This window comes from Kribbella sp. NPDC049584 (assembly GCF_040675555.1).
Classification (GTDB): domain Bacteria; phylum Actinomycetota; class Actinomycetes; order Propionibacteriales; family Kribbellaceae; genus Kribbella.
In genome coordinates this window covers 15,346-27,522 of the sequence record NZ_JBFAPF010000016.1, presented here as the reverse complement: position 1 = coordinate 27,522, position 12,177 = coordinate 15,346, and the positions used below count along the sequence as shown (strand labels likewise).

11 protein-coding genes are annotated in these 12,177 nt (G+C 64.5%); 5 read left to right on the top strand and 6 right to left on the bottom strand.

What is annotated here, in order from left to right; translation table 11 throughout:
* Nucleotides 1-7 precede the first annotated feature (7 nt).
* From AB0J62_RS38125 to AB0J62_RS38110, 4 genes are read right to left on the bottom strand one after another with little or no spacing between them, the layout of a single operon-like run.
* Nucleotides 8-1,426 (bottom strand): cellulase family glycosylhydrolase, encoded by a 1,419-nt coding sequence (locus tag AB0J62_RS38125; RefSeq protein WP_363882034.1) that lies wholly within the window; start codon nucleotides 1,424-1,426, stop codon nucleotides 8-10.
* Entirely contained in the window at nucleotides 1,423-2,313 is an 891-nt protein-coding gene (locus AB0J62_RS38120; protein ID WP_363882032.1) for a carbohydrate ABC transporter permease, read from the bottom strand. The genes AB0J62_RS38125 and AB0J62_RS38120 overlap by 4 nt, the downstream gene beginning before the upstream one ends.
* On the bottom strand, nucleotides 2,313-3,227 hold the full coding sequence (locus tag AB0J62_RS38115; protein ID WP_363882030.1) for a sugar ABC transporter permease: 915 nt from the start codon (nucleotides 3,225-3,227) through the stop codon (nucleotides 2,313-2,315). Before AB0J62_RS38115 ends, AB0J62_RS38120 begins: the two co-directional genes overlap by 1 nt.
* 7 nt (nucleotides 3,228-3,234) lie before the next feature.
* On the bottom strand, nucleotides 3,235-4,542 hold the full coding sequence (locus AB0J62_RS38110) for an extracellular solute-binding protein (RefSeq protein ID WP_363882028.1): 1,308 nt from the start codon (nucleotides 4,540-4,542) through the stop codon (nucleotides 3,235-3,237).
* A 287-nt stretch (nucleotides 4,543-4,829) separates the two neighbouring features.
* On the opposite strand from AB0J62_RS38110, the gene AB0J62_RS38105 reads away from it, so the two are divergent.
* The gene (locus tag AB0J62_RS38105; protein ID WP_363882026.1) at nucleotides 4,830-5,843 is read left to right on the top strand and encodes a LacI family DNA-binding transcriptional regulator; all 1,014 of its coding nucleotides are present in this window, start codon (nucleotides 4,830-4,832) and stop codon (nucleotides 5,841-5,843) included.
* Between the two features lie 103 nt (nucleotides 5,844-5,946).
* The gene (locus tag AB0J62_RS38100; RefSeq protein WP_363882024.1) at nucleotides 5,947-6,411 is read left to right on the top strand and encodes an HNH endonuclease family protein; all 465 of its coding nucleotides are present in this window, start codon (nucleotides 5,947-5,949) and stop codon (nucleotides 6,409-6,411) included.
* A gap of 432 nt (nucleotides 6,412-6,843) precedes the next feature.
* On the opposite strand, the gene AB0J62_RS38095 is transcribed toward AB0J62_RS38100, so the two are convergent.
* A complete protein-coding gene (locus AB0J62_RS38095; protein ID WP_363882022.1) occupies nucleotides 6,844-8,397 on the bottom strand; it encodes a restriction endonuclease in 1,554 nt (517 codons plus the stop codon).
* Between the two features lie 309 nt (nucleotides 8,398-8,706).
* Nucleotides 8,707-9,054 (bottom strand): nucleotide pyrophosphohydrolase, encoded by a 348-nt coding sequence (locus AB0J62_RS38090; RefSeq protein ID WP_363882020.1) that lies wholly within the window; start codon nucleotides 9,052-9,054, stop codon nucleotides 8,707-8,709.
* A 183-nt stretch (nucleotides 9,055-9,237) separates the two neighbouring features.
* On the opposite strand from AB0J62_RS38090, the gene AB0J62_RS38085 reads away from it, so the two are divergent.
* The 3 genes from AB0J62_RS38085 to AB0J62_RS38075 all read left to right on the top strand — a co-directional run bounded on the left by AB0J62_RS38085 (nucleotide 9,238) and on the right by AB0J62_RS38075 (nucleotide 12,176).
* Nucleotides 9,238-11,049 (top strand): DUF2075 domain-containing protein, encoded by a 1,812-nt coding sequence (locus AB0J62_RS38085; RefSeq protein ID WP_363882018.1) that lies wholly within the window; start codon nucleotides 9,238-9,240, stop codon nucleotides 11,047-11,049.
* A 496-nt stretch (nucleotides 11,050-11,545) separates the two neighbouring features.
* Complete coding sequence (locus tag AB0J62_RS38080; RefSeq protein WP_363882017.1) at nucleotides 11,546-11,770, top strand: hypothetical protein; 225 nt, start codon at nucleotides 11,546-11,548, stop codon at nucleotides 11,768-11,770.
* Between the two features lie 19 nt (nucleotides 11,771-11,789).
* Nucleotides 11,790-12,176 (top strand): VOC family protein, encoded by a 387-nt coding sequence (locus tag AB0J62_RS38075; RefSeq protein WP_363882015.1) that lies wholly within the window; start codon nucleotides 11,790-11,792, stop codon nucleotides 12,174-12,176.
* Nucleotide 12,177: the final 1 nt, after the last annotated feature.

The following is a 12,177-nucleotide window of genomic DNA, read 5'->3' as shown; positions in this document are numbered from 1 at the left end:
CTGGTCCTCAACCTTCTCTCAACGCTGGTATGGACGGGTCACTCTGTGCTCGCACCGTGGTGGCGAGCCGATCGCGGATCAGGCAGCGATCGAGCCGAAACGAGTCGGCCAGCCATTGGACCTGCTCGATCCCGAGGCCGGCGAAGCAGCGGGCGAATTCTTCGACCAGCGGTTCGGCGAGCAGGATGTGCCGCACCAGCGTCGCGATCCACTGGCGGCGGCCGAACGGCTCCGGATCGAAGTCGGGGAACTCGGTGTCGAAGGCGTGCTCGATCGGGTCGAGCAGCCGCCGGACGCCAATGTCCACGGACCCCCATGCGTCAACACCGAGTCGCGCCTTCTTGGCCCGCAGCGGCGCGATCTGCCGGAGGTACGGCGATTCGGGCGCGGCGTACACGAGTCCTTGGAGTCCGATGTCCTTGTACGTCCACAGGCTCCAGCCCGCGCCGTACCGGTCGTAGATGGCGAGCTGGTCACGTAGTACGCGGTACCGGGATTCGTCCTGTTGCGGGTCGCCCGAGTAGACCGGGCCGAACTCGCCGATCCAGATCGGCGTTCCGGTCTGGCGCATGTACTGCGTGCGCTCGAGGAACTTACCCTCGACCGCATCACGGTCGAGATAGCGGCCGCGCGTGACGCCCGGATAAGCGCCGGCATCAGCGAAACCGGCGAGGGCGTAGTCGTGGGCGCTGTACACGGTATTCGGCAAGGGTTCGCCGAACCGCGTGAAGTCGGTGGCGTGCCGGTTCCCGTCGAGGAAGATGACGGTCTCTGGGTCGACCGCGCGGACCGCGGCGTGCAGCCGCCGGTAGAACGAGACGACGGCGTCTCCGCTCGGAGCGGCTGGCTCGTTCAGCAGGTTGTAGCCGGCCACCCAAGGGTTGTCGCGATACCTGTCGGCCAGCGCCTCCCACAGGTGGACCACGCGGTCCTGGAAGTCGCGATGCTGCCAGAACAGCGAGACATGGGTCGGGTTGTCGCTGTGCCAGCGCTGGTTCTGAAAGCCGGGTGCGGCGTGCAGATCGATGACAACGTACAGCCCGTGCCGTGCGCAGCTGTCGATGGCGCCATCGAGCAGCCGGAACCCTTCGTCCTTCAGCTGACGAGGCCTGTCATCGTCCTCGAAGTGCCGATAGTGGATCGCCACCCGGACGCAGTTGAGACCCAGCGACGACAGGTACGACGCGTCGTCGTCTGCGAAGAACGTTGCGTAGAAGCGGGCGAAGAACGCCTCGTAGACGTCCTCCCCGAGCACGTCGCGGAGAGCCCGACGTTGCAACTCTTCCGTCGCGGGGTAGCCGGTGATGAAGTTCTCCATGCTGAGCCAGCCGCCGAGCCCGACTCCCCGCAGCACGACGGCTTGCCCTGCTCGGGTTACCAGGTCGGTGCCTGATACGTGCAGCGCGATGTCCTCGCCGGCCGTCATCGGCTGAACCCCGCGGTCAGACCGCTGACGAGGTAGCGCCGTCCCAACGCGTACAGGACGACCATCGGTAGCGTGGAGAGCACCACCGCAGCGAGAACGCCGGGAATCTGCACGGTGAACTCGCCCTGGAAGGCCCACAACGACAGAGGCAGCACCCGTTTCGACTCACTCTGCGTCAGGATGAGCGGGAAGAGGAAGCCGTTCCAGGCGTTGAGTCCGTCGTAGATGGCCACGGTGACCAGGGCCGGGCGGACCAGCGGCAGCGCGAGGCGGATGAGCGTCTGCCACTCGGAGGCGCCGTCCATCCGCATCGATTCGAACAGTTCTTGTGGTACATCGCGGAGAAAGTTGACCAGGATCAGAACTGTGACCGGGATGGCGAACGCGATCGACGGCAGGATCAGCCCGAGGAGGCTGTCGTACAGCTGCAGCCGGGTGATCAGGTAATAGATCGGAATGATCGTCGCGTGCAGGGGGATCGCCAGCCCGAGCAGGAACATCGAGAACACGAACCGGATCGTCCGGCCGTTGCCTCGGACAACGGTGTACGCAGCAAGCAGCGAGACCCCCAGCGTCACAGCCACCGCGGCGGCCGTGACCACCACGCTGTTGACGACGTATCGGAAGAAGTCGTGCTGGACCACCGCGGCGTAATTCTCGAGAGTCGGGTCGGTCGGCGGGGCCAGCGGATTGCCGGCGAAGAAGCCGGCCTGGCGGCGGAAGCTGGTGACGACGATGAAATAGATCGGGATCACGACGATCGCCAGCCAGGCCAGGCCACCCACAGCGCCGGGCACGTTCCCGCGCCGACGTCGTACTGCGGCGCTGGGGCCGGGCTCGGCGGGTTGGGGCACCGAGGTCGGGGGTTGCGTCTCCAGGTCGAGCATCACAGTCCCTCCTGCTGGCTCTGCATCCGGTTGAAGCCGGAGAACCGAGTGAAACCGACGGCGATGAGCAGCCCGGCGACAACGAGGATCGCCGCGAGCACGCTGGCCCCGCCCATGTCGTTGGCCGAGAAGCCGGTCAGGTACATGTCGAGCGGCAGCAGGCGGGTGCTGTAGCCGGGGCCGCCCCCGGTGAGGACGAACACCACGTCGAAGTAGGTGAGCGAACCGACCACCATGAGCGTCGACGACGTCACCAGTGTGTAGCGCAGTTGCGGAAGCGTGATCCAGAAGAACTGCTGCACGGGCCCGGCGCCGTCGATCGTCGACGCCTCGTAGAGCGACGCCGGGATCTGCCGGACGCCGGCCTGGTACAGCAGGGTGTGGAAGGGAACGAACTGCCAGGCGATTACGAACACCACCGTCGCCAGCACCAATGTCGGATCACCGAGCCAGTCGCGGGACAGGAAGTTCCAGCCGACCGCGCGGCTGATGCCGAAGTTCGGGTCAAGGATCGCCTTGAATGCGATCGCGATCGCAGCCGACGAGAACAGCAGCGGTACGAAGTAGAGCACCGCGAGGATGTTGCGATAGCGCTGCCGGCCCGCGGTGAAGACACCGAGGAGCAGGCTCAGCGGCGTCTGGACGAGCCACGACAGCACGATGATCTTCAGGCTGAGTACGGCGGCATGACCGGTGACCGGATCGCGGAGTACCCGGATCCAGTTCGCCGGACCGGTCCAGTGCGGCGCGCTGAGACCGTCCCACGCCATCAGGCTCAGCACCGCGACGCCGCCAAGGGGAAGGAGGGCGAAGACGACGAAGAACGCCAGCGCGGGCAGGGTCCACCAGGCACTGGGACCGGCACGGACGCCCCGAGCCGTCCCGGTACCGGTCGAGGAGGAGGTGTTGTTCACGCTGTCCTCACGACCCCAGCGTCTTGTTCATCTTCGCGGAGAACTGGGCCGGCGTGATCTGTTTGAGGAAGACCTGCTGCAGGTTCGTCAGCAGGGCATCGCCTTGTGCGGGGGAGAGCGCCTGGTCCCAGGAGAGCTGGAAGTTCGGCGCTTGCTGGGCTGAGTCGTAGATCGTGGTCAGGTACGACGCGTCCGGGGCGGATGCCAACTTGGCCTGGACCCCTTGGACCGGTGGGACGAGACCGATCTTGAGGAGCGAGTCCGAGTAGCTGTCGGTGGTCAGACCGGAGCGAAGGTAGTCCTCGGCGATTTTCTTCTGCTGCTGTGAGGCCTTGGCCGACACCGACCAGTAGTTGCTCGGGTTCCCGACGACGTTCTTCACGTTGCCCTTCCCGCCGCTGACAGCCGGAAACGCGAGGTATCCGAGCTTGCCGCCGGAGATGAAGGAGGGATCACCGGACTGGATCGTCTGGTAGGCACTGGGCAAGTTGAGATTCATCGCGGCCTTGCCCGTGTACAGCAGGGCGACGTCCGCGCCGGTCTTGGTGGAGATCGAGGAGAAGCCGTTCACAAAGCCGCCGGCGTCGACGAGTTGCTGGATCATCGTGTTCGCCTGGACGAACGCCGGGTCGGACCAGGCGTCCGGGGTGTTGGCGAGAACACGGCGCATCACCTCGGGTCCACCGATGCGGTCGACGAGGTATTCCTCCCACATCAGCAACGGCCACTTGTCCTGCCCGCTGACGGTGATCGGCGCGATGCCGGCCGCCTTGAAGCGGGGGACCAGTTGCAGGAGTTGGTCCCAGGTCGTGGGCGGCTGCGCGCCGACCTTCTGGAAAAGGTCTTTGTTGTAATAGATGACCGCGGGTTTGACGCCGTTGTTCGGGATCGCGTAGAGCTTGTCGCCGATCTGGCCGACCTTGGTGACCGACGGGATGAAGTGGCCGATGGTGTCCGAGCCGGTGACACCGGTCAGGTCGTCGACGGCGCCGGCGTCGACGTACGACTTCAGCACGCCCCCGGCCCAGCCGAAGATCAGCGTCGGTGCCTGGCCGGCGCCGACGGCGCTGCGCACCTTCTGTTTGTAGGCGTCGTTCTCGAAGGACTGGACGTTGATCTTCTCGTCAGGGTGGGCCTTGTTCCAGGCGTCGAACGACGCCCTGAAGGTGGCCTCGGTCGGTCCGGTCAGGATCCACGCGGTGGCGCTGTCCGAGCCACCACTCGATCCTGGTCCGGAGGAGCCGCAGCCGGCGACGACGGCCAGGACTGTGACAAGGGATGCCACCGCGGATCGGCGGCGAAACGAACGGTTCATGACAACCCCCTCCAACTGCGCACCGCACTGCGGCACGGCCAACGGGAGAACTGCTGACGGCGGGCAGGCGGACATCGGTGGTGCGCCTGGAAGTCGGAGCGCGGGCAAGGATGGCCCGCGGAGCCGCGAGAGAAATGTTGATGAAAGTTTCTGAATCTTTCGACTCGAACGCTAGGACCCGATCCTGGCTGCGTCAAGATCTCGGGGCCGCAAGGCCGAACCGCGGGGAATTTCGGTGCGGGTAAGGTGTCGCAACCCGTCCCGAAAGTTTCTGTGGGGAGTGGTCAGTGGCCAAGGCGGAGCGTGTGAAGATCGCCGACATCGCGCGAGCGGCCGGCGTCTCGGCTCCGACGGTGTCGAAAGTTCTGAACGGCCGGTCCGAGGTCGCGCCCGAGACCCGCGAGCGGGTCCGCGAGGTACTCCGGGCGCACAACTACGAGCGCCGACCCAGCGGAAAGCAGCCCCGGGCGGGCCTGGTCGACCTGGTCATCAAAGAGCTGGCGACGCCATGGGCGGTGGAGATCATTCGGGGTGCCGAGGATGCCTGCCGGGAGGCTGGCCTCGGTTTGGTGGTATCCGCGGTGCACAGCGGCCAGGCGGACACCCAGCGCTGGCTCGACAACCTCGCGGGACGGCATTCGGACGGCGTTTTGCTCGCGGTCTCCGACTTGGGTACGGCGGAGCGGGAGCGGCTCAACGCGCTGGGCGTTCCACTGGTGCTGATCGACCCGCTGAGCGACCCGGACCCGGACATCGCTTCGATCGGGTCGACCAACTGGGCCGGTGGTCTGGCCGCGACCGAGCATCTGGTGGAGTTGGGGCATCGCCGGATCGCGATGATCGCAGGCTTGCCGAACTTGCTGTGCACACAGGCCAGGCTGGGTGGCTATCGCGCCGCGCTCGAACGGGCAGGGATCACGCCCGATCCCGAACTCCTGCGCTTCGGCGACCACTTTCCCCCGAGTGGCCGGGTCGCGGCGCTCGAGTTGCTGGACCTGGCCGAGCCCCCCACTGCGATCTTCGCCGGAACAGACCTGCAGGCATTCGGTGTGTGCAAGGCCCTGCAGTCGCGGGGCATGGGTATTCCCGAGGACATCAGCGTCGTGGGGTTCGACGACCTTGCCGCCTGTGACTGGGTGACGCCGCCGCTGACCACCGTGCAGCAACGCTTGATGGATATGGCGCGGATGGCGGTGCAGGTGATCATTGACGGTGGCGGCGACGATGGCGAAGCCCGCCGCATCGAGTTGGCCACTTCACTCACCGTCCGCCAGAGCACAGCACCACCCCGACAGTCATAACCGGGCGAGCGGGGCATTCCGGCGGTCGGTTCGGGCGCGTTGGTGGTGATCGTGAGCGTCGTCGGTCGGAAAGTGGGGATCCACCTGACATCGCGCGAAGGAAATGACGGCAGCTCAGTTGGCCGCAGTGCAGTACCGCGCTCGCTCCCGATGCGTGGTCATCGCCGGCACCCTTCTCGCCGACCCGTACACCGGTCGGCGAATCGACTTCCGCAAGACTGACGCGACCAAGGTGCAGATCGACCACCTGTATCCACTCGCCCATGCGTGGGTCATTGGGCGCGGCGCGGTGGCCCTGCGGCGCCGCGTCGACTTCGCCAATGACCAGGCAGCGAACCTGCTAGCTGTCGACGGACCGGCCAACGCCTCCAAGAACGACGACGGACCCGGCGAGTGGATGCCACTCAACCGCAGTTACCGGTGCACCTACGTCCTGCGATACGTCCAGGTCGCCTACAAATACGCACTGCCCATCACCGCGGCCGAACCGCGACGCCGCCAAGGCGATCACCCGCACTTGCCCGTGAGCGGGGTCGAGCCAGCTGAGTCCGACCTGGATAAGAGCTGAGCACCAGCTCAGAACCTGGCGGAGGCCCCAACTGCGGCACCGTGTGCTGTCAATGGATCTGTCAATGAAGCCCAGCCATCTCGGGGCCAGATCTGACAGCACAGGCAGTGAAACTGCCACGATTGCCACCGAGATGGGCCAACGCCTATGGCGACCCACGCACTTGTAAAGCGGGGTTAGGGGTTCAAATCCCCCCACCGGCTCTCATGAATGGCGTCCCGCCCACGGACTACGGTTCAGCCCCTGCGCGCCACGCGGTGTTCCTCTGCTGCATCTGAGACGCGGCTCGACCCGAAAAGACGTGTCGGCTCGCGCGGACGACCTGCGAGCTGTCGCTCGCGGGCGACAGTCTGCCGACGCCGGCCTCGGGGCCAATGTCCCGGCTGGAACTGTGGTTGCGGCGCGGATCACCAGCTCCGGATCGGACCGTCCTCAGCGACGGCGATCACCGATGAGCACGTCCTTTTTGAGAAGCTCCTTGATCATGTGCACCAGGTTGTTTCCGTCGATGAGCTCGATCCGGCCGAAGTCTCGGGCGCTCGTCCTGGCTTGGGCAGTGAAGTCGGACGTTGTCACCAGCAGTCCATTGCCAGCTTTTACCTGGTGCATGGATCCTATTAACTCCCGAACATGCACAGGGCCGAGAGCGCGGCTGCGCGCATACTGCTTCACCTGGACGACTGTCATGCTTCGACCAAAAGGTTGCTTGATATAGATAACACCATCGACGCCGCCGTCGTCGCTCTGCCGCGTGACCAGACTCTCGACCGAGTCAATACTCGGGTCCGCGTCGAAAAGCTCCCGAATGAGGTGCTCAAATTCTGTCGGGCTCATCGCCATCAGGTCCGGACGAGCGTCGAGACCTGAGACCATCGAAAGACCTTCGATGAAAGCGAGACGGGACCTGTCGAACTCCACCAATGGTTCCACTGGTTCGAGTTCGAAGGGATGTTGCGACACCAGCGCGTTCAGATGGCGCAAGCACTCCTGTGGTTGAACGCGATCCAGCAGCAACGAATCGAACTGGGTGCGCTCCACAATCACGCTGATGATGTGAGGGCGCTCTTCATGCCCTGTCGCTGGATTCACGTGCCGGACGCGACCATTGAATGAAACTTGGCTCAGGCGTCCATCGGCATTTAGCACCATCCGCACTGCGAGAAGACAGAGTTGCGCGACGACTCGACGATATATCTCCGCTCGTTCGCGGGCCGGCCGCGGCGTCGGCACGATCTCATCGCGAACCTGGACATACTTCGTCGTCTTGACGTCCGGCACGCAGTCTGGGGCAGGCAGCTCCCACTCCAGGATCGCGTGCTCGGCCGATGGATCGTACGCAATCTGAACCTGCGTGGGGAAATCCTTTGGTATCGGTGCTGTGTGCATAATTCGCAGCAGCGCATCTTCTACTGCTGTCTTCTCGCGACGCTCCGCGCGTGCGGCCAGGTCGGACAGTTGACGGTTGTGATCGTCCACGTCCGCTCTTATCTTTTTCGCGGCTTCCTCGTGTTCTCTTTGCTTCACAGCGATCGCGCGCTCGCGAGCAGCCTCGGCAGCCGCGTGAGCGGTCAAGGACTCTTGATAGGAAGCCTGCGCGGCTTGGAGCTCCTGTGTGATCGTTGCTTGCGCGAACGTTCGCTTCCACCAACCCGGTGTTCGTGGTGCAAAGGATTCCCACTGAGGTGCCGGAGTTGGATGCGTGAGGTCGCCCAGTTGTAGCGGAGGCACGGCTGCTGTACGCCTGAACTTCGCCAGACTTGGTTGCTGTGTTCGCGCAAGGCCATTGGTCAGGAAATTTTCAAGCTCGTTGACTCTGCCTTCGAGGGAGCTGTTTAGCTTTGCGACTTCGTCTTTGCGGGCTTGTATATAAGCCTGCTTCGCCTCACGCTCCATCTTCTTGCGCTGAGCCTCAGCGGCGCGCTGCTCACGTTCTCGCTCCCGCTCGCGACGCCGTCGTTCTCGTTCTGGATCGTATGTTGCCGCCACCTTGATCCTCCCCCAGCCTGACTACCCTGAGTGAAAGGTACGCCAGCCTTTCGTGGCCTGCCACTTGGTTCGGCATGGTCATGCAGTCGCCCACCACAGGAGTACCGCACAGGCGGCCTGCGCGATGTCCCGGCTTGGACATGGGTTGGTCTGCGCTCCGAGTTCGCCCAAGGCTGATACCGGAACTGGCAGGCATCCGGACTGCGGGATCGGAAGAGAATGGCAACCCGTGGGGGAGCTCGAAGCCCGTCAACAGCCGTATTCCACGGCCTGCCTGATGAACAGCTCCACGTGTCGGCGCGGGAGTTATCAGCGCTTCTCTGGTGCCTGGCCACGGACTTGTTCAGGTGGAAACCGGAGTGAAGAACCCCGCAGCTTGCGGGAGGCTGCTTCGCCAAGGTCGATGTCTAGGACGTCGGCTAGGCGGACGAGGTAGAGCAGGACGTCGGCTAGTTCGTCGCTTACGCGGCTGTGGAGGGGGTCGTCGTGGGCGCGGTCGGCTGCTGTGTCGGCCGGGAGCCATTGGAAGAGTTCGGCTAGTTCGCCTACCTCGCCGACTAGGGCGAGGATCAGGGACTTCGGGTCGTGGAACTGGGCCCAGTCGCGTGCCTCGGTGAACTGGCGCATGCGGTCTCGTAAGTCGATCAGATCGGACACGCCGCGAGCATGACACGGATCATGCGGGCCGCGCTGGCTCGGTAGAGTCAGGGGCGCGGCCCGACGGGCTTCCGCTGAGCGGCAGCGTTCGCAGGACATGCCCCCACCCGCACGACCTTGATTCGTGCTGCCCTGGGGACTTCAACCGTGACGCTGTTCCGCCAATCCGGCGCTGGTTTTGTGATGCTGACACTTGACCAGCAGTTCGCCCTGAGGATCGCTGAGCAGATGCTGTTCCACACAGGTCACCGGCCGGCGCCGGCCGAGATCCGTTCGTGGGAACGCAGCCTGCCGGTTCTTGCTCACGACCTCGAGCAGGCCGGCCTCAGCAAGGTCGAAGTACTCGTCGAACATCACCTTCCGCTGACCTCGAAGCGGGCTGACGTCGTGCTCGCCGGTCGCCACCCACGGACCGGCGAACCGTCGTACGTCGTGATCGAACTCAAGCAGTGGAGTCGCGCAGCCGCCTGGGACGATGATCGGGAGCTCGTTCTGATCGACGGTTATCCGAACGCACCTCGGCTGCATCCGGTCGCTCAAGTGCGAGGGTATTGCGAGTATCTGACCGACTTCGCCAAGTTCTTGGACGGCCAGCCGGACGCCGTCGCGGGTGCGGCGTACCTGCACAACGCCATGGCCGAAGCCGATGTGCGGGATCTCTATGACTACCCGCAGGACAGCCGAGGGCGCCTCTTCACGGGTGCGCGGCGCGGCGAGTTCATCGAGTTTCTTCGTGATCGGCTCGACCCCGACGTTCCCGGGAGCCCGTACGCCGATCAGCTGATCAACTCAGCGGTTGCGCCGTCCAAGCAACTGCTTTCCGTCGCGGCGGACGAGGTCCAACAAAGAGAGCAGTTCGTCCTGCTCGCCGAACAGAAGCTGGCGCACTCGTACGTGTTGCACAAGGTTGAACGCGCGCGCAGCGGCGACAAGAAGTCGGTAGTCATCGTCACAGGTGGGCCGGGGAGCGGCAAGAGCGTGATCGCTCTGTCCCTCCTGGGTGACCTGGCTCGTCGCGGACGCAGCGTTCTCCATGCAACCGGATCACGTTCGTTCACCCAGACGCTCCGCAAAGTCGCCGGCCAGCGGCAGCCTCGCGTGCAACGGATGTTCAAGTACTTCAACCAGTTCATGGAAGCAGAGCCGAACGACCTGGACGTTCTGATCCTGGACGAAGCTCACCGCATTCGGGAGACCTCCGTCGACCGCTACACCAAGGCTGCGCTCCGGACCGGCCGACGGCAGGTCGACGAACTGATCGCCGCTGCCCGGGTACCTGTGTTCCTGCTCGATCAGCACCAAGTTGTGAAGCCGGGTGAACTCGGAACCGCGGAAGAGATCCGACAGTACGCCGCTGACCTCGGCTTCGAGGTGTTCCAGGTCGACCTCGTTGCGCAGTTCCGGTGCGGCGGCAGCGAAGAGTACGTCCAGTGGGTCCAACGCCTCCTCGGCCTCGCGGAGGACGGACCTGTCGAATGGCAGGGCGACCCGGCATTCGAGGTTCGAGTTGCCGACAGCCCCGAAGCCATGGAGTCCCTTCTCCAGGACAAGATCGCGCGCGGATACGGCGCACGGATTTCAGCCGGCTACTGCTGGCCGTGGAGTAACCCGCGTCCTGATGAGACCCTCGTCGAGGACGTCCAGATCGGTGGTTGGGCTCGTCCCTGGAACGTCAAGGGTGAGCGCAAGGTGGGAGAGGCTCCGCCCGCGGCACTCTGGGCGTCCGACCCGAACGGTTTCGGTCAGGTCGGTTGTATCTATACGGCGCAGGGCTTCGAGTACGACTGGAGTGGCGTCATCCTCGGGCCGGATCTCGTCTGGCGCAACGGACGGTTCACGACTGTCCGCGACGCCAACAAGGATCCTGCCTTCAAGAACCGGAAGGCGACCGACGACGCGGCCTTCGACCGTCTGATTCGTAATACGTACAAGGTCCTCCTGACCCGAGGAATGACGGGGACCCGTCCTCTACTCCCCGGACGCCGAAACCCGTGATGCCCTTCACGAATTGGTCGCGACCGCGGACTGATCAGTGCCTGGTCGGCTCGAGGATCAGGAGCGACGCTGAGGGCAACGGAAGTGTGACGTCCAGGGACACGTCGCCGTCTGCTGCCAAGAGGCGTTCGGGAGCGAACTGCTCGAGGGCCTGGTGACCTTTGATCTTGGTGAGCTGTTCGGGGGTTGGGTCCTGGGGTGAGCGGAGGGCTTGCCAGGTGATGAAGGAATTGCTGTGGTTGCGGATCGTGGAGTGAAGGAGGAACGTCGTTCGGAGGGGCGGGCGGGAGGTAGGCGGTGAAGCTTGAGTGGATTTGTGATGTTGAGTGGCGGTATGACCTTGTCAAGACGGTTGAGCCGTCGGGGGCGGGGGACGGGGTGCTGTATGGGCAGGGGACGGCGGTGTTTGCGGGGCGGCTTGCTGGGAGTGCGCGATGGTCCAATAACCCTAGGCTCGAGGGCGGGTATGCCCACCCTGATGCCCGGGGGATGGTCGATGGATGGCGGGTTTGTGTTGTTTCGGCTGACGGGGCTGTCGAACGTCGCCGAGGGTTCGGGGCTGCACGTGCTGACCTTTCGGACTGATCACGAGCCCAGCCGGTGGCTCAATCGTGTGCTCGCTGTCGGCGAGGGTGCCATCGACGCGGAGCGCGCCGCGCTGTCGATGCGCTACTACAGCTGCGAGGTTGACTACTTTCCCCAAATCCCGGCCGACGACTGACAGGCGACGGGAGAGTCCGATGAGTGTTGAACTGAATCACACGATTGTGCATGTGAAGGATCGGTGGGCTGCGGCTCGCGATGTCGGTGAGGTGCTTGGTTTGCCGGAGGCGCGAGCGTACGGACCGTTCGCCGAGTTGAAGTTGGACAACGGGGCGAGCCTGGACTTCATGGACGCCGAGGGGGAGATCCCCGGGCAACACTATGCGTTCCTGGTGGGCGAGGAGGATTTCGACCGGATCCTCGGTCGTTTGCGGGACGAGGGGCGCAGATGGTGGGCCGACCCGTTCAAGCGCCGACCGCAAGAGATCAACCACGGCGATGGCGGACGCGGCCTCTACTGGGAGGGTCCGGACGGGCACTGGTTAGAGATCATCACGCGTCCCTATGGGAGCGGCGGTGGCTGAT